This window comes from Cellulophaga tyrosinoxydans, assembly GCF_900176415.1.
GTDB classification, from domain to species: Bacteria; Bacteroidota; Bacteroidia; order Flavobacteriales; family Flavobacteriaceae; genus Cellulophaga; species Cellulophaga tyrosinoxydans.
This window is the reverse complement of the sequence record NZ_FWXO01000005.1, coordinates 60,229-78,889: the sequence shown is the minus strand read 5'-3', so window position 1 is coordinate 78,889 and position 18,661 is coordinate 60,229. Positions and strand designations below refer to the sequence as shown.

The following is an 18,661-nucleotide window of genomic DNA, read 5'->3' as shown; positions in this document are numbered from 1 at the left end:
CTTTTTGCTTTATTAACACTAATTTAAATTAGTTGATCTCCGCAATACTAAAATCAGCAAAAAGTAGTGTTTCATCCCTTAGGTCTTGTGCATTTATTAAACTTCTATATATTCCCCATTTTGGTCTTACAAATGCAGCTCCTGGTCGCCAATTTACAATTGACGAATTGGAATATGAAAACAATACAGTGCCATCACTAACCTTTTTAATAACCAATTCGTAGGTACCTGAAGTACCATAAGTAATAGTTTCAGTTACATCTAACCAGGTATCTAATAGCGGTGCTATTTCTGTTTGTGCTAATGTAACTTGGTTATCGGTTTCTGCATAGCGTAATTCAAATTTGTCAGGAGTGCCTTTTCTAGTTGTAAATGTATACATAGGCATGCTTTCCAATGATCCACCAACCGACTTTAATTGGTGTAAATGTGTGAAATTTGGTGAAGACTGAAAGCCTGCAGCTAATTTAAATTTCCATTTATATGTTACCTTTTCATTTTCTGTGCCCAACAAATTGTCAGGCGATTGGTCATAGGTTTTTATCTCGTTGCGTTGTCTATCAAAATTTATGCATCTGTCATTATCTAGTGTTGTATGAATATGAAATCTAAAAACATTTGTATTTAACGCATTATCAAATACCTCATCTATATGGTCACCAAATTCAGCATGATTACAATCAGGAGCTTCAATTGGGTTGTTACCTGGTGCTAAAACCGAAGTGATTAAAGCATAGGTGTCACCCAGACCATCTGCTTTTAATGTTATGGCGTTTACTGCTACCACCTCTTTCTCAAGCAAAACGGTTACTGAATTATTGTTACTATTTGGGTCTGTATAGGCACTTTGAAATGCAATTTTAAAATTAATACTTGCACTTGCCAAAGTAGAATCGTTCGTAATTGTAATGGCCTTTTCAATTTCGCTTTCAAGTGCAGCTCCGTAATTATAAACTAAAGTGCTTTCTAATTTTTGCATTAAATCACTTTTATCTGTCCAGTTAATTTTACCTGAAGCTGCTGAAACTGATATATCTGTGCTTATAGGTGTTATGTTCTCCGAAGATTCTTCATTGCTACTACAACTCCATAGAATACCTTGTACAATCAATATAATTAAAATCTTTTTCATAAGTAAAGCATTAGTTTGAATATCAATATTTACAGAACTAAAAGACAAAATGCAATTAAAATCTGTGATTACAACAAATATACTTATATTTGGTAAACCAGTTTGGAAAACCAATTTATTGCAAATTAAATTTTTGTGATAATTATTTATGAATCTTTAGTAATAGCTAGATTTATGCCATTACTTTATGCGTGCCGCCATTTTTATGTCTAATTAATTAGAGGTGAAAAGTCACTCTTGATAAAAAGAGTATCAAACTAAAAAGAATCTATTTTTAAAACACCAAAATCATGAAAAAAAGTCTAATACTTTTTGTTTTATCCCTGATCTCAGTTTTTTGTCAAACCAAATCAGTTGCTCAAACAATAAAAGTTGTTAATGCTTCAGAATTACAAACGGCAATAGCAAAAGCAAACCCAGGAGACGAAATTATCATGAAAAATGGTATCTGGAAAGATCTACAAATTAAATTTTATGGAACTGGCACCAAAGATCAACCCATAACTTTACGTGCAGAAACTGCTGGTAGAGTAACAATTGAGGGTGAATCTAATTTACAAATTGGTGGTACCTACTTGGTTGTTCAAGACCTACATTTTAAAAATGGATACACCCCATCAAAAAGTGTTATACAATTTAAAATTAATAACGATTCTATTGCTAATTTTAGTCGTGTAACTCATTGTGTAATTGACGAATTTACCCAACCCAATAGAGAAGATACCGATCATTGGGTGGAACTTTGGGGCAGAAACAACCAATTAGATCATTGTTCCATTATAGGTAAATCTAATTTTGGACCTACAGTTAGAGTGTTTTTAAATGGAAATGAAAACATCTATAACTACCATCAAATTGTTTACAACCATTTTGGACCTAGACCACGAAAAGGAGGACCACATGGAGAAACTTTACAAATTGGTGATAGTAATACCTCTATGGCACCATCTTATACAAATGTCTCCAACAACTTTTTTGACAGATGTAATGGTGAAGTAGAAATAATATCAAACAAATCTAACTTCAATGAATTCAGAAATAATATCTTTTTTGAAAGTGAAGGTTCTTTGGTATTGCGTCATGGCAATTATTGCGTTATAGATGGTAATGTTTTTATTGGAAATGAACAATCAGATTTTATTGGTGGTATTCGTGTAATAAATACAGGACATTGGATAACTAACAACTACTTTTATAAAATAAAAGGGAATGAATTCAGAAGTGCCTTAGCAGTAATGAATGGCATCCCTAAATCTCCATTAAACCGCTATAATCAAGTAACTGATGTTGTTGTTGCCTATAATACGTATATAGATTGTATATCGCCTTTTCAATTTGGTGTTGGTGCAAATGTGGATAAAAAAGACGTTTTGCCCGCTTCCGAAATACGTTCTGCGAGCCCAGAACGAATGCTTGTAGCAAATAATCTATTATATAATCATATACCAGATACTAATCCGATTATAAACTATGATGATGTTAGTGGAATAACCTTCAAGAATAATATTTTCAATAGTGAAAATAAAAGTAGCGTTACCAATAATGGACTAATTACCCAAGCTTTGGAACTTAACAAATTATCTGAGGCACTTTACGCTCCAAGTCAAAATTTGGAGGATGTATATAATGGTTTCGATTTTGATAAAATTTCTACGGATTTATTCGGTTCTGAACGATCAAAACAAAATAGCATTGGAGCCATAACTGTGCCTGTTGATGGGAATCCATTATTAATAAAAAAAGAACGCTATGGAGCCAAATGGTTAATTAAAGAATCCTCGAATTACAAATCAAAAACAATAGCAGTAAGTTCTAAAAAATCGCTAATTAACTCACTCAAAAATGCAAACTCAGGAGATGTTTTATCGCTAAAGGCAGGTATTTATAAAATAGATGGTAGCTTGGCGATTACTAAAAATATTACCTTAACCTCTAGTGATAAAAACAAAAAAGCGGAACTAAGATTTACTTCTAATCAACCAGGATTTGTAATGCACCCTAAAGGCGATTTACACCTAGAAAATGTGATATTAAAAGGAGATAAAAAACAAGTAGCAATAACCACCCTAGACAAAAACATGTCTAAAGCCTTTAATCTTTTTATAGAAGATACTGAAATAGCTAACTTTCAAAGTGTACTGCACGTGTATAAGGCTGCTTTTGCTGATTCAATTACTATAGCGAACAGCAACATTAAAAATTGCTCCAAAGGCATTCTTTTAAATACTGAAATAGATGCAAAAGGTGATTACAATGCAGAGTTTGTAACTATAACCAATACTAGTTTTGATGCCATTTTATCTGATGTTCTCAATTACTTTCGTGGTGGATATGACGAGTCCACTATTGGAGGAAATTTAGTATTGGAAAATAACAGTTTTACCAATTGTGGCGAAGCTGATGAAAGTGGCATTCTAATTCAAAACCACGGTATTGTAAATGTCGTTTTATCCAATAATACCTTTAAAAATAACCCAGTAAAAGATATTGCCATTTTATGGGGAGAAAAAGGTCAAAAACCATTCAACAATTCTATTTCTAATTCAGGTGAAATTAGAATTGAACAGAATTTGAAACAAAAACTAATGTACTAAACTCCATGTTTATGGCATCTTTTAGAACTGTATTTACCATTATATTTTTAGTATCTTCCAATGTAGCAATAGGCCAAACAATTCCGGAAGATAAAGTCATTGCTACTAATAACCTTATAGATTTTTTAACACCTGAAGTTAAAGCGAGCTTAAGTAAAAATGGCACGATTACCGAAGCTACCTTAGCGCACTATTTTCGTGAGAAATTTTCTGAACGATATTTTTACAATTGGCAAGATTTTGACTCTAGGTTTGAAGAGTATAATATACTATATGCCGGATCTGATGTTTACCATGCGGAGAATGCCAATGATCATATGGGCAAATACGAAGGAAATACCAACTGGAAATTACCCTTTAATTATTTAAACAACCATCCTGTAAATGCCTATGCCCTGCGCCATTTGGCGCGCCAACACAAAATGGTTGATGTTGCTTTTGAATACTACTATCAGGATAAAAACCCTGAATACATTCATTATTTTACGAAGCAGATGCAGTCATTAAACCATGCTTTGGCTACTAATAATTATGAAAAAATTGAAGATGGTAATGGGGTTTATGAAGTTTTTCGCTCAGGCTACCGAATTCTAAATTGGTTGCAAATACATAATATGTTTTTAGACCAAGAAGCATATTCAGATAAGGATCAGTTAACAACCATTGCCACATTATTACAACATGGTGCACACTTGTATAAAAACAATCCAGAATTTACATCAGGAAATCATCAAACAAGAGGGATGTCCGCCTTAGCTATGATTTCAATTTTATTTAGAGATTTTAAGGATACAAATAGTTGGAATCAACGTGCAATGTCGCTTTTAGAACAACATATGGCAAAAGAGATTAATGATGACGGATTTCAATTTGAGCGCACTGTTCACTACCATTTGAGCGATATAGACAATTATTTTTATGTGTACCAATTGGCAAAAATTAGCAATTTAGAAGTAACTCCTTTTTGGGAGGAGCGTTTAAAATCACTTTTTATCACCTTAATTAAAATAGCCTATCCGGATAAATCTGCTCCGGTATTATCCGATGACACTGATAATCCTTGGGGAGAAAAAAATGATATATCTGGTGCTATGACCTTAGGCTATTTATTATTCGAGTTGCCAGAGGTTGCCTACTTTGCCAACAACCAAGTGGAACGTAAAATGTTTTGGTATGTAACTAATGAGCAATTAAAATTGTTGGAGAACATTAAGGTTGAGGAACCCACATTAAAATCTAGTAACCTTCCAATAACGGGATACTACATTATGCGCGAAGGTTGGGAGGCAGAAAATAAAATGATGATTATAACTGCAGGCTTAGACAAAGATAAACCAGACCATCAACACGGTGATATGTTGGGTATACAAGCCATGGCGAATAGCAAAGTTATACTGCCTAATTATCAAGTACGTTATTCTCTGGAGGACTATGGCTTTTTTAAAAATTCTATGGTAAAGAATGTGGCCTTGGTTGATGATGAATTACAAGGCAAGCAATACACTTCCAATCAAGGAGGCAGCGGATTTGGAAAATTCCTAGAATTACCCCAACCAAAAACTATTGCTTGGAGTACTAATAGTAATTTAGATCTTTTTGTGGGAAGTCATGATGGTTTCGTTCAAAGTGGAGTAAACTATAGTAGACAAGTCATATATCTAAAAGATGATTTCTGGATTGTAAAAGATAATTTTTCATCCGACAAAACCCACGAATACAAACAAATTTGGCAAGGACATTATTCCTTAGAAAATGCTCCTAACCTACTTCGCTCTACATTCGACGATGCCTCTGGATTTGATATTTATCAAATTAAAAAAACAGATGCCATTACTAATTCAGGAAAACGGGGAAAGCAATGGGCAATTGTGAGTAAGAAAGGCACAAATAATTTTAGTTTTATTTCTGTTTTATTTCCCTATAAAGGATTTGACAACAGAATTGATGAAGTTTCAGAAAAACCAAGTTTTAAAGGATGGCTATTAAATAGTACTTTATGGAAAGTTTCTGGCAATGAACCCACAACATTATCCAAGGATAATAAAATAGTTTGTTTTTCAACAAACAAAATAGAAACGGCAGATTTTACCTTTCAATTCTCTGTTGCATCAGACGTTTTTGTGAGCCAGACTAATAATATAGTTCAAATTCAGTCAATAGGTGAAAACGAAACATCTTTGACATTCTTTGCAAAAAAAACAAAGAAAACTGTTATATTAAAGCCTGGTGAAACAGTTGAATTTACTGTTAAATAAAAAAACAACCTGTACTAGTATAGATTTAATAATCAGTGTCACATTTTTATTTTTAATGCCTACCATCTAGTTCTATGGGCAAAATTTTAAATTGTAGATGCGTCCGCTTCTCGATTAAATTTCAAATAATAAAACTTAATAAAAGAGATTATTTAAAACTTTACTAGATTTGCGACCGTATTTGCCCACGTGGTGAAATTGGTAGACACGCCACCTTGAGGGGGTGGTGTTCGCAAGGATGTGCTAGTTCGAATCTAGTCGTGGGCACAAAAGCCATTTAAGACGTAACTTAAATGGCTTTTTATCTTTCTATGGCTCAAAATTTTCTAGATTAATTCCTCTTTCTATTAAATTTAGCGCAACTTAAAAAAAATTATCCTTAAACATGTCAATACCATTCTAAAAATATGTAGATTTGTTTAACTTTTATTTTTAAAAGATGAACAATGTAAAGACGAGCTTTAGTATTCGTGATCTAGAAAACCTTTCTGGAATAAAAGCACATACTATAAGAATCTGGGAGAAAAGATATAATTTATTAGAACCTGAACGCACAGATACCAACATAAGAAATTATAGTTTAGCAAGTCTTCAAAAGCTTTTAAACATAACATTGTTGTATAACAACGGATATAAAATTTCTAAAATAGCCAGTATCGCCGAAGAAGAAATTCCTGAGGTTGTTCAACAAATTATTTCAAAAAATTCTATAAAACACCACTCCTTTAATTCGTTTAAAATGGCCATGGTGAATTTTGATGCTGTTTTATTTAATGAAACGTATCATAACTTAATTAAAGAAAGCTCTTTTACTTCGGTATTTTATGATGTTTTTATTCCTTTCTTAAATGAATTAGGTCTTTTGTGGCAAAGCGATGCTGCTAGCCCTTCACATGAACATTTTATCACGAATTTAATTAAGCAAAAAATCATATTAAATACGGAGTTATTACAGACCAAAAATATTACTAATGAGGATAAAACTTTTGTTTTATTTCTTCCCGAAAATGAAATCCATGATATTGGTTTGTTATATTTAAACTATGAATTAACACATAAAGGTTATAAAACCATATATTTAGGACCAACATTGCCAATTTCATGTTTAAAAGAGTTGTTAAGTTATGACAATAACCTTTATTTTATTTCTTATTTCACTGTTGAACCCAATAAAGACAAACTACTTAATTACATTGAAAGTTTTAATGAAGAAATGGGAACAGAAAGTGATTTTTCGTTATGGCTTCTTGGCTATCAGGTACAATTTCTTATGCCAGAACAATTACCTAAAAATATGAGAGCATTTAAATCAATTGAAAATTTGCTTAGCGAAATTTAAAAAACCTACTGCTACCTATCTATGAAAAGAAAAATAATCGTTATTGGTTCTGGATTTTCCTCACTATCTGCAGCCTGTTATCTAGCTAAAGATGGTCATGAGGTTGTCATCTATGAAAAAAATAATACGGTTGGTGGTAGAGCAAGACAATTAGTAAAAGACGGTTTCACCTTTGATATGGGGCCAAGCTGGTACTGGATGCCAGACATCTTTGACAAGTTTTTTGCTGATTTTGGTAAAAAAACAGCTAACTACTACCAATTAGATAAATTAAGTCCTGCTTACAAAATCTTCTTTTCAGACGACGTAATTACTATAGGCGATAGTTTAGATAAAATTTGCGAAGAATTTGAACGCATAGAAAAAGGTAGTGCTAAACACCTTAGAAAATTTATTAAACAAGCACAAGACAACTACCACATTGCAATTGATAAAATTGTACTTAGGCCAGGCTTATCACCACTAGAATTAATAACTCCTGAAACTATTACTAGAGTAGATCAGTTCTTTAAAACCATAAGCTCTCAGGTACGTAAAAAATTTAAGAATCCTAAACTAATTTCAACCTTAGAATTTCCTGTTTTATTCTTAGGAGCAAAACCAAATAAAACGCCATCTTTCTATAGTTTTATGAATTTTGCCGATTTTGGACTTGGCACCTGGCATCCAAAAGGGGGGATGTATGAAATTATAAAGGCAATGAAGCATTTAGCAGAAGAATTAGGTGTAATACTTAATACTGATAGTGCTATTGATGAGATAGTCGTAGAAAACAAAATTGCAAAAGGTGTTGTAATAAAAGGAAAAACTTATTTGGCTGATGTAGTTTTAAGTGGGGCAGATTATCACCATACGGAGACATTATTGAATAAGGATAACAAACAATTTTCAGAAGCCTATTGGAACAAGAAAACCTTTGCTCCTTCTTCCCTACTATTTTATGTTGGATTCAATAAAAAACTGAAAAACATAGAACATCATAATTTGTTTTTCGATACAGATTTTGAATTGCACGCAAAAGAAATTTATGACGATCCTGTATGGCCTAAAAATCCGCTATTTTATGCAAATTTTCCATCAGTAACGGATAGTTCTATGGCGCCAGAGCATTGCGAAACAGGATTCTTTTTAATACCAATTGCACCTAATTTAGAAGACACACCAGAATTAAGAGAAAAATATCTTAATCTTATTTTAAAAAGATTTGAAGAGAAAACGCAACAAACTATTGAAAACAATATTATATTAAAGGAATCTTTTTGTGTTAATGATTTTAAATCGGAATACAATTCTTATAAAGGTAATGCATATGGATTAGCCAATACATTAACACAAACCGCATTTTTAAGACCAGGCCTTAAGAGTAAAAAAGTAAAAAACTTATATTTTACTGGTCAGCTTACTGTGCCAGGCCCAGGGGTGCCTCCTGCACTAATTTCAGGAAAATTAGTGTCTGAACTAATAGCCAAATCTCTAAACTAGAAAATTATGAAACGTATTTTTGATCTTGTCTCCTATAAATGCAGTGAAGCTGTAACAAAAAGTTATAGCACATCATTTTCATTGGCTACAAAGATGCTTCATTCTTCCATACGCAGTGATATTTATAACATTTATGGTTTTGTACGATTTGCCGATGAAATTGTAGATACGTTCCATGACTACGACAAAACTTATCTTTTTAATAAGTTTGAAACCGATTTAAATGAAGCTATTGAGCAAAAAATTAGTTTAAATCCAATTCTAAACTCTTTTCAATTTACTTTTCATAAATATAATATTCCTTACCATTTGGTTGCCTCTTTTATGAAAAGCATGCGAATGGATCTACACAAAACAGTCTATAAAACCGATGAAGAATATAAAGAATATATTTACGGCTCTGCAGATGTTGTAGGCTTAATGTGCTTAAAGGTGTTTGTAAAAGGTAATAAAGAAGCCTATGAAGATTTAAAAGAATCAGCTATGGCTCTAGGTTCCGCTTTCCAAAAAGTAAATTTTCTTCGTGATTTAAAAGACGATTTTGAGGGATTAAATAGAACCTATTTTCCGAATACCAATCTCAATGCATTAGATGAAACATCAAAAAGGAGAATTGTAGAAGAAATACAAGCTGATTTTGCTTTAGGGTATTCAGGCATTAAAAAATTACCAAATACCGCTAAATTCGGTGTTTATACGGCTTATAAGTACTATTTTAAATTATTGCAAAAACTACAAAAAACGCCACCAATGGATATTCAAAATACTCGCATAAGAGTTAATAACTATCAAAAATTTGGACTTTTGGCGAAATCATATGTAAATTATAAACTAAATTTGGTTTAATATGAACACAATTATTTGGATTCTTATTTTTCTAGGCACTTTTCTTATTATGGAATTTATGGCATGGTTTAGTCATAAATATATAATGCATGGATTTCTATGGGTTTTACATAAAGACCACCATAAAAAAGATCATGATTCGTGGTTTGAAAGAAACGACGCATTTTTCATTATTTATGCTGTTGTAAGTATGTCGTTTATTCTAGCAGGAGTAAAAACTTGGTTTTGGTATGGATGGCCAATTGGCCTAGGCATTATGGCTTATGGTGCTGCATATTTTCTTGTCCATGACATTTTTATTCACCAACGCTTTAAATTATTTAGAAATGCTAATAATTGGTATGCTAAAGGAGTACGTAGAGCACATAAAATGCATCACAAACATATAGGAAAGCAAGATGGCGAATGTTTTGGAATGCTATTTGTGCCTTTTAAATATTTTAAAAAATAGTTTTTATTACGATAAACTTTAATCCTCAGCTATTAATTTATCGAGTAAGTTTCTGGTAACCGTACCGTTCCAATTAGCAACTCCAGTTTCAGCAATTACTAGCTGACCGTTTTTACTTATTACAAAAGTTTTTGGAATTGATTTTGATTCTAGCGCTTTTGGAGCTTTACTATTTTGATAATAAACGGGTAAACCAAATCCCTTCTTAGCAAGAAAGTTATCAACCTTAATTTTCTCGTCTTGAGCAATAAACAAAAATGAAACTTTATTCTTATAATCGGCATAAAGCTTTTGAAATTCTGGAATTTCCGCCACACATGGCGGACACCATGTTGCCCATATGTTTATAACAACAACCTTATTTTTAAAATCTAGTAAATTGGCAATATCACCATTGGCATCTGTTAATTGCCAATTATAATTGGTAAGAGTAATACTATCTTCTTGCTCCAACTGCGTAGGATTAAAAGAAAAAATCTTATTTACTAGCACCTTAAATTGAAACCCTATAGGCGTAAAAAGTAGTGCTCCTAAAGCTAAAAGAATTAAAAGATTAACAATTTTATCTTTAGATAATTTTATCATTTTGCTAAAAGCTTATCAAGCAATTCATATATTTTAGAATTGTCCCAATCCGCAATACCTTTCTTATAAATAACAATATTTCCTTCCTTATCTATCAGATAAGAAGACGGAGCTTCAATTTGTTTTAGCGGCATTTTTTCACCTATAAATAAATAAGTTACTGGAAAAGTCAAATTATGTGCTGCCATGAAAGCCTCAACAGGTTCTCTTTCTTCGTTAGTTATGATATAAAAATCGACTTTACCTTGGTATTTATCATACAAGCCTTGAATACTTTGTAATTCTGCTTCACAAGGAAGTACCCACGAGGCCCAGAAGTTTACAAAAACAACTTTCCCTTTAGACTGTTTAAAATTGAACAAATCCCAATTAGCATCTTTCAGTTTCCAATCGTAATCTGTGATCTTATTTCTATCTGATTCTTCTGTAACAGATGGACTAAAGGAGAATATTTTATTTAAAAGTACCTTACTATAATCACCTAAAGGAGTGACAAAAAAAGAAATTATAAAGGCAAATAATAAAATATTTAATACAGTTTTCTTAGTGATTTTCATTCTTCTTTAGATTTCTCCAAAACTAAAAAACTCCTGACTAATATCAGGAGTTTTATTCAATTATATTTAACTTATTTTTAAGATAAGTATATTACTAAGCTGCATTTTCTTTTTTAATAACATTTAAAGCAGAACCTTCTCTGTACCAATCAATTTGGGATTGATTATAGGTATGGTTTACTTTAATAGTATCTTTACTTCCGTCTTTATGAACTATTTCAATAGTCAATTGTTTATCTGGAGCAAATTCAGCAATATCTATAAAATTAAATGTATCATCTTCTTGAATTAAGTCGTAATCACTTTCTTTTGAAAAAGTAAGACCTAACATTCCTTGTTTTTTAAGGTTTGTTTCATGAATACGTGCAAAAGATTTTACTAAAACAGCGGCAACTCCTAAATGTCTAGGCTCCATAGCTGCATGCTCACGTGAAGAACCTTCTCCATAATTATGATCCCCAACCACTATTGATCTAACGCCAGCTGCTTTGTATGCACGTGCCGTATCTGGTACACCACCATATTCACCTGTCAATTGGTTTTTTACAAAATTTGTTTTATGACCAAATGCATTTACTGCTCCAATTAAACAGTTATTAGAAATATTATCTAAATGCCCACGGAAACGCAACCATGGTCCTGCCATAGAAATATGGTCTGTTGTACATTTACCGAATGCTTTAATTAATAATTTAGCACCCATTAAACTTTCATCCTTAATTGGAGTAAAAGGTTCTAATAATTGTAATCTTTCAGAATCCGGATCTACTTTTACAACTACTCCTGAGCCGTCTTCATCAGGCGCTAAATAACCAGCATCTTCAACAGCAAAACCTTTTGGAGGTAGCTCCCATCCTTTTGGTTCATCAAACATTACTTCTTGCCCTTTATCGTTGATTAGTTTATCTGTCATTGGGTTAAAATCTAATCTACCTGCTATCGCTATTGCTGCAGTTATTTCAGGTGAAGCCACAAAAGCATGTGTATTTGGGTTTCCATCAGCACGTTTAGCAAAGTTTCTATTAAAAGAATGTACAATGCTGTTTTTAGGTGCATTTTTTGGATCACTGTATCTAGCCCATTGACCAATACAAGGTCCACAAGCATTTGTAAATATTTTAGCGTTCAAGTTTTCAAACACTTGTAAAATACCATCTCTTTCAGCGGTATAACGCACTTGCTCTGAACCAGGGTTAATACCTAATTCTGCTTTCATTGTAATTCCTTTGTCTAATGCTTGTTGTGCAATCGACGAAGCTCTAGACAAATCTTCGTATGATGAATTGGTACAAGAACCAATTAATCCCCATTCTACAGCTAAAGGCCATTCATGTTCAGTAGCCTTCTTATTCATATCCTTACCAACTTTTGTAGATAAGTCTGGAGTAAAAGGACCATTTAATAATGGTGTTAATTCTGATAAATTAATTTCAATTACTTCATCAAAATATTTTTCAGGACTTGCATAAACCTCAGCATCAGCTGTTAAATGCTCTCTTACTTTGTTTGCTGCATCTGCAATATCTGCTCTATCTGTAGCTCTTAAATAACGCTCCATAGCATCATCATAACCAAAAGTTGATGTAGTTGCACCAATTTCAGCTCCCATATTACAAATGGTACCTTTACCTGTACATGATAATGATATAGCTCCTGGACCAAAATATTCTACTATTGCACCAGTTCCACCTTTTACAGTTAATATTTCCGCAACTTTTAAGATAACATCTTTAGGTGCAGTCCATCCAGAAATGGTACCTGTTAATTTAACTCCAATTAATTTAGGGAATTTAAGCTCCCATGCCATTCCGGCCATTACATCAACTGCATCAGCTCCACCAACACCAATTGCAACCATTCCTAAACCACCAGCATTTACGGTATGCGAATCTGTTCCAATCATCATTCCTCCAGGGAATGCATAATTCTCAAGCACAACTTGGTGTATAATCCCTGCGCCTGGTTTCCAAAAACCAATACCATATTTATTTGATACAGATTCTAAGAAATTAAAAACTTCGGCACTTGTAGTATTTGCAGACTTTAAATCAGCAACCGCACCACTTTTTGCTTGAATCAAGTGATCACAGTGTACTGTTGTTGGCACAGCAACTTTAGCCTTACCAGCCTGCATAAATTGCAATAATGCCATTTGGGCAGTAGCATCTTGACAAGCAATACGATCAGGTGCAAAATCCACATAATCCTTACCTCTTGCAAAAGCTTTAGTAGGTGTACCATCCCAAAGGTGGGAATATAAAATTTTCTCTGAAAGTGTAAGTGGCTTACCAACAACCTCACGTGCTTTATCAACACGTTCAGCCATATTGGCGTACACTTTTTTAATCATGTCTATATCAAATGCCATTATTCTATATATTTTAATTATTGCAATCTTACAAAATTACTAAAATCTAAAGGGTAAATAAAAGAATTGTATTACGATTCCATCGATTTTAATAAAAAAACTGAAAAATGTGATCTAAAAAACGAATCTAATAATTTTTGAAGATTATTTTAACATTATTCGTTGCGAAAACGTTTGAAACTTAATTAATAACTACAGCAAATTACTTATGATGGTATCCTCAGAAATACCCTCCGCCTCTGCTTTATAGTTTTTTATAATCCGATGTCTTAAAATGCCATAAGCGACTGCTTTTACATCTTCAATATCTGGTGAGTATTTTCCATGTATTGCTGCATGTGCTTTGGCTCCTAAAATTAAATTTTGAGATGCTCTTGGACCTGCACCCCAATCTATGTATTGTTTTACGTAATCTGTTGCCGTCGCTAAATTTGGTCTTGTGCTATTTACCAATTTCACCGCATAGTTCACCACGTTATCAGGTACTGGAATTCTACGAATTAATTGTTGTATAGCTACTATTTCATCCGCTGTAAATAGGGCATTTATTTTATGAATTTCATCGGAAGTTGTTGCTTTTACAATAGCTATTTCTTCTTCAACGGAAGGATATTGCAATTCTATTGCAAACATAAATCGGTCTAATTGCGCTTCTGGCAATGGATATGTACCTTCTTGTTCTATAGGGTTTTGAGTTGCCAAAACAAAATATGGCGCAGGCAGCTTGTAATTTACCCCTGCAATTGTAACGGTTCTTTCCTGCATTGCTTCTAACAAGGCAGCTTGAGTTTTTGGTGGTGTTCTATTTATCTCGTCGGCCAGAATAATATTTGAAAAAATTGGCCCTTTTATAAACTTAAACTTTCTATCCTGATCCAGAATTTCACTACCAAGTATATCACTTGGCATTAAATCTGGTGTAAATTGTATTCTCTTAAAATCTAAACCTAATGCTTGTGCAATTGTATGTACCATTAAGGTTTTCGCCAAACCTGGCACTCCTATCAATAGCGAGTGGCCTCCAGTATAAACAGATAACAATATCTGTTCTACTACATTTGTCTGCCCTATAATAGTTTTTGCTATTTCCTTTTTTAATATAGCATGCTTTGTTACAAGGTTGTTAATGGCAGTAACATCTGACATAAATTTACTTTTTTACCCAGTTGTTAGTAAAATCGCAATCCTGATTTGAAGCATTAACACTCACATAGGTATCTTCAATATGCTCTTTCATCCATTTACCAATGGCATCGGCTTGCTTTTGCGTAAGTGCCAATTGCTGAATTTTTAAATAATCCTTTGAAAAATCAGCTTCATGCTCATCGTAACGATTGGTGATTTTCATTATTTTATAACTAGTACCTTCGCGTGGATCTTCTTCTAAAATAGGTTGAGAAATCTCGTTATCTTTTAAATTTCTAATTTGATTGTAGAATGTAGGATCCATATTGGTTAATTCAAATCTAGAGCCATAATCTGATGGATTTCTTAATTGACCACCATCGAATTTTGTTTCGGTTTGATCTGAAAAATTTAAAGCTGCTTCTGCAAATGTAAATTTACCGTCTATAATACCTTGTCTAATAGTATCTAGTTCTTTCTTAGCAGCATCTAAGGCACTTTGCGGCACTTTAGGAATCATTAAAATATGGCGCACATCTCTTTGCTGACCTAATATTTTATCTACTGTTAAAATATGAATACCAAAACTTGTTTCAAATGGTTCAGAAACTTCGCCTACATTTAGGCTAAAAGCCATATCCTTAAATTCTTTAGCAAAACCTGTTTGCTTGGTGATACCGGTATATAAACCTCCATTTTGCTTAGATCCAGGATCTTCGGTATATAAAATTGCTTTTACCGCAAAGCTAGAACCTCTTTCCAAAACATCTTCTCTAATTTTGTTTAGACGATCAAGGACTTTTTGTTTTTCTTCTTCCGGCGCTTCTGGCTTTTTAACTATTTGAGCTATTTCTAATTCTGCTCCAAAAACCGGACGCTGATCTTCTGGAATTTTATTGAAAAACTGTCTTACTTCTTCTGGAGTAATCTCTATTTCTTCTACAATTTTACGCTGCATTTTTTCAGAAAGCATACGCAATTTGTTAATCTTGTAAAGTTCTTCTCTAAAGCTTTCTTCGTCTTGCTTTTTGTAGAATGCCAATACTTTTTCTATTGATCCAACTTTTGAAACCAACTGTGCTATTTGGGCATCACTTGTTGCGTTTACTTCATCATCCGCCACAAGAATACTATCTTGGACAGCTTGGTGCGCATATAACCTGTCTTCCATTAATTTACCCAATAACCCACATCTTGAAACCTCATCTGCAGAAACTCCTTGATTACGTAAATCGATTAAAGTTTTATCGATATCAGATTCTAAAATTAAATAATCACCTACTACAGCGGCAACTCCATCTAATTTTATTTTTTTAAATGGCTTTATGGAATCTGAAACTTGGCTTACTTGAGCCACATCATTTATAGGTTCAGCTGTTGCAGCTTCAATCGTATCTTGTGCTTGTACTGCTCCAAAAATCAATACTAGTAAAATGGTAAGGGTGTTCTTAATCTTTAACATAGATTTCAAATTCTTTATCTTTAATTGCATCGTCAATAATTTCAGTTTCAAGTTTTCTGATTAATTCTAATCGTCTTCGGTTTAATAAAACTTGCTTTATAGATGGTTTAATAAATGACAACGGTGCCGTATCATTTGTGTTTAAAACATCGGTAACCTTTGCCAAATATACCCCTAATGAATCCTGTAATTCAAAAAATTGTGATTTTTTTAAGTATCCAGCCTCATTTTCATAGGTTAAAGGTGGTATTTCATTTATAATTCTTGAAGCTTTTACCCAAATAGAATCATTAAAATTTATTTTTTTAAACTGAATCCCAATAGAATCTAAAAACTTAGCATCTTTAGCATTAAACCTATCTAAACGTTTTACGACTTCGTCTTTATTTAAAAATTGCATAGGCAATTCAACAAATCGCAATTTTACAAGCTTTTCTTTAAGCTTAAAATTTTCCTTTTCTCGTTCATAAAAGTCGCTTAACTCTTGTGCAGAAATAACAGTATCTTGTGACTGACTCACCAATGCTTCTTTATAAGCTCTGGTATATAAATCTGTTTTATAATTTTCTATAAGTTGATTAAATTCTTGTAATTTTTCTTCAGGTAAATTTATTTTAGATTTAGATAACAATAACTGCTTGGTTGCCCAATTATTAATATAATTTGATACAAAGGTTGCGCTATCTTCTTTAGAAACATTATCTTGGAATAATGCATTTATTTCGTCTTTATACAAATAAGTATCACCTACACGTGCCACTACTTCTTTGTCTTCTTTCTTTTGCCAAAAAGAATCACATGATGAAATTAACACTGTAAAAGACAGTAGCGATAAGAATCCAACCTTTTTAATGGTAAAATAGCTTTGTAGTTGCATCTTGCAAAAATAACAAATAACAGATGTTGTGCAAGCACCTAATTTCTGCCTTAAATCACCTAATTTTATCATAGCAAATATAATTATCACTGTTTCCGGTGATATAAATACGTAAACAAAGCGCTATTTTTATCTTATGAATGCAAAAAAAATTAAATTAATTTGGGATTTCAGAGGACCAGCAGCCGAAAAAACAGCGGAGCACCATGAAAAACATTTAATTGAATATATCCTAGCCGAAAAACTCAACTTAAATATTACTGGACATACAACTATAAATGATATGTACAGTATTGCTTTTTTAGTTGTTGAAGAGCAAGAATTAATACAAGTTAGAGATGCATTAAAACCGCATAGAGGTGAAATTTACAGCACATAAGAAAAACCAAACATGCAAATTAAACATACCTTCTACATTTTTTTTCTACTTACGTTGTTCTCCTGTAAAGAAGAGGTAAAAATCACAGCCCCTTTAGCTGATGCTTTAGCTTCGCAATCACCTAAAATTAAAATGGTGATGGATAGCTTGGAGCACTATGAAGTGCAAATAAAATTTACTCAAATAGATCGCAACAATACCAAAGAAGTTGTTTTTACAGATTATAAGTTTCAAGTAAATGCCAATAACTATTTCTACCCAGCGAGCACAGTAAAATTGCCAATTGCAGTTTTAGCCTTAGAAAAACTAAATTCTCTTGAAAATTTAGATATGAATTCTGTTTTCTACATAGAAGGAGACACTTTGGAAACCACTTTTGCAAAAGAAATTTCTAAAATATTCGCTATTAGCGATAACGAAGCTTACAATAGGTTGTTTGAATTTTTAGGACAAGATGAAATCAACCAAAAGCTTACCGAAAAAGGAATAAATAACGCAAGAATATCACATAGAGTTTCTAGCCCAAATGCTGATAATATAACTACAAAACCGCTAATTATTTATATTAATGACAGCACTATTAGAGTAACCGATAGAATAATAAACAAACCAATTAAACCTTTAAATTTACAAGGAATAAAAAAAGGAACTGGTTTTTATGAAGAGGACATCTTAATAAACAAACCTTTTGATTTTTCTTTAAAAAATTACTACGCAATTGATGCACAACATGAAGTTCTAAAACGTATTATTTTTCCTGAAAGTTTTGAACCAAGCCAACAATTTAATATCACCGAAACACAAAGAGCCTTTTTACTAAATACAATGCATTCACTTCCTAGAGAATTAGGCTATACTGCAAATGAGTATTATGATAGCTACGTAAAATTCTTTATGTACGGCGACAGCCATGAATCTATACCTGAAAATATAAAAATTTACAACAAAGTTGGTTATGCACATGGCACATTAACCGATTGTGCCTATATAAAAGATACTCTAAACAATATAGAATTTTTACTTACTGCTACAATTTTAGTGAATAAAAACGGGATTTTTAATGATGACACCTATGAATTTGATAGTATTGGAATTCCGTTTTTAGCACAGTTAGGACGTGAATTATACCAGCAAGAATTAGGTCGTAAAAAAATAAAATAATAGAAAGCTGCATTCAATAAATGCACAAGTTCAGTTTTTAATAAGCCC

Annotated in this window: 15 protein-coding genes and 1 tRNA gene; 9 read left to right on the top strand and 7 right to left on the bottom strand. The window is 32.5% G+C overall.

Going from position 1 to position 18,661, the window contains the following annotated elements; genetic code table 11:
- Nucleotides 1-28: 28 nt before the first annotated feature.
- On the bottom strand, nt 29-1,132 hold the full coding sequence (locus B8963_RS13620) for a hypothetical protein (RefSeq protein ID WP_200810845.1): 1,104 nt from the start codon (nt 1,130-1,132) through the stop codon (nt 29-31).
- A 290-nt stretch (nt 1,133-1,422) separates the two neighbouring features.
- On the opposite strand from B8963_RS13620, the gene B8963_RS13615 reads away from it, so the two are divergent.
- The 7 genes from B8963_RS13615 to B8963_RS13585 all read left to right on the top strand — a co-directional run bounded on the left by B8963_RS13615 (nt 1,423) and on the right by B8963_RS13585 (nt 10,099).
- Nucleotides 1,423-3,726 carry a chondroitinase-B domain-containing protein gene (locus B8963_RS13615; protein WP_084062334.1) on the top strand — a complete coding sequence of 768 codons (2,304 nt, stop codon included), beginning with the start codon at nt 1,423-1,425 and terminating at the stop codon, nt 3,724-3,726.
- Nucleotides 3,727-3,737: 11 nt separating this feature from the next.
- The gene (locus B8963_RS13610; RefSeq protein WP_234989671.1) at nt 3,738-5,981 is read left to right on the top strand and encodes a heparinase II/III family protein; all 2,244 of its coding nucleotides are present in this window, start codon (nt 3,738-3,740) and stop codon (nt 5,979-5,981) included.
- Nucleotides 5,982-6,164: 183 nt separating this feature from the next.
- Nucleotides 6,165-6,248 (top strand) — tRNA-Leu (locus B8963_RS13605).
- 172 nt (nt 6,249-6,420) lie between these two features.
- Nucleotides 6,421-7,320 carry a MerR family transcriptional regulator gene (locus B8963_RS13600; RefSeq protein WP_084062328.1) on the top strand — a complete coding sequence of 300 codons (900 nt, stop codon included), beginning with the start codon at nt 6,421-6,423 and terminating at the stop codon, nt 7,318-7,320.
- 21 nt (nt 7,321-7,341) lie between these two features.
- The gene (locus tag B8963_RS13595) at nt 7,342-8,802 is read left to right on the top strand and encodes a phytoene desaturase family protein (RefSeq protein ID WP_084062327.1); all 1,461 of its coding nucleotides are present in this window, start codon (nt 7,342-7,344) and stop codon (nt 8,800-8,802) included.
- A gap of 6 nt (nt 8,803-8,808) precedes the next feature.
- Nucleotides 8,809-9,648 (top strand): phytoene/squalene synthase family protein, encoded by an 840-nt coding sequence (locus tag B8963_RS13590; RefSeq protein ID WP_084062326.1) that lies wholly within the window; start codon nt 8,809-8,811, stop codon nt 9,646-9,648.
- 1 nt (nt 9,649) lies between these two features.
- Nucleotides 9,650-10,099, top strand: coding sequence for a sterol desaturase family protein (locus tag B8963_RS13585; RefSeq protein ID WP_084062325.1), 450 nt, complete (start codon nt 9,650-9,652; stop codon nt 10,097-10,099).
- Between the two features lie 18 nt (nt 10,100-10,117).
- On the opposite strand, the gene B8963_RS13580 is transcribed toward B8963_RS13585, so the two are convergent.
- The 6 genes from B8963_RS13580 to B8963_RS13555 form a co-directional block, all read right to left on the bottom strand.
- Nucleotides 10,118-10,684, bottom strand: coding sequence for a TlpA family protein disulfide reductase (locus tag B8963_RS13580; RefSeq protein WP_234989670.1), 567 nt, complete (start codon nt 10,682-10,684; stop codon nt 10,118-10,120).
- Complete coding sequence (locus B8963_RS13575) at nt 10,681-11,241, bottom strand: TlpA family protein disulfide reductase (protein ID WP_084062324.1); 561 nt, start codon at nt 11,239-11,241, stop codon at nt 10,681-10,683. The genes B8963_RS13580 and B8963_RS13575 overlap by 4 nt, the downstream gene beginning before the upstream one ends.
- A gap of 94 nt (nt 11,242-11,335) precedes the next feature.
- Nucleotides 11,336-13,609 carry an aconitate hydratase gene (locus tag B8963_RS13570; protein ID WP_084062323.1) on the bottom strand — a complete coding sequence of 758 codons (2,274 nt, stop codon included), beginning with the start codon at nt 13,607-13,609 and terminating at the stop codon, nt 11,336-11,338.
- Between the two features lie 192 nt (nt 13,610-13,801).
- Nucleotides 13,802-14,755: an AAA family ATPase gene (locus B8963_RS13565; RefSeq protein ID WP_084062322.1), complete on the bottom strand. Its 954-nt coding sequence runs from the start codon at nt 14,753-14,755 to the stop codon at nt 13,802-13,804.
- A gap of 4 nt (nt 14,756-14,759) precedes the next feature.
- Entirely contained in the window at nt 14,760-16,196 is a 1,437-nt protein-coding gene (locus B8963_RS13560; RefSeq protein ID WP_084062585.1) for a peptidylprolyl isomerase, read from the bottom strand.
- The gene (locus B8963_RS13555) at nt 16,183-17,145 is read right to left on the bottom strand and encodes a peptidylprolyl isomerase (protein ID WP_317043720.1); all 963 of its coding nucleotides are present in this window, start codon (nt 17,143-17,145) and stop codon (nt 16,183-16,185) included. Before B8963_RS13555 ends, B8963_RS13560 begins: the two co-directional genes overlap by 14 nt.
- A gap of 64 nt (nt 17,146-17,209) precedes the next feature.
- Here B8963_RS13555 and B8963_RS13550 point away from each other — a divergent pair, with 64 nt between their 5' ends.
- Entirely contained in the window at nt 17,210-17,452 is a 243-nt protein-coding gene (locus B8963_RS13550; protein ID WP_084062319.1) for a hypothetical protein, read from the top strand.
- 12 nt (nt 17,453-17,464) lie between these two features.
- Nucleotides 17,465-18,613 carry a serine hydrolase gene (locus B8963_RS13545; RefSeq protein ID WP_084062316.1) on the top strand — a complete coding sequence of 383 codons (1,149 nt, stop codon included), beginning with the start codon at nt 17,465-17,467 and terminating at the stop codon, nt 18,611-18,613.
- Nucleotides 18,614-18,661: the final 48 nt, after the last annotated feature.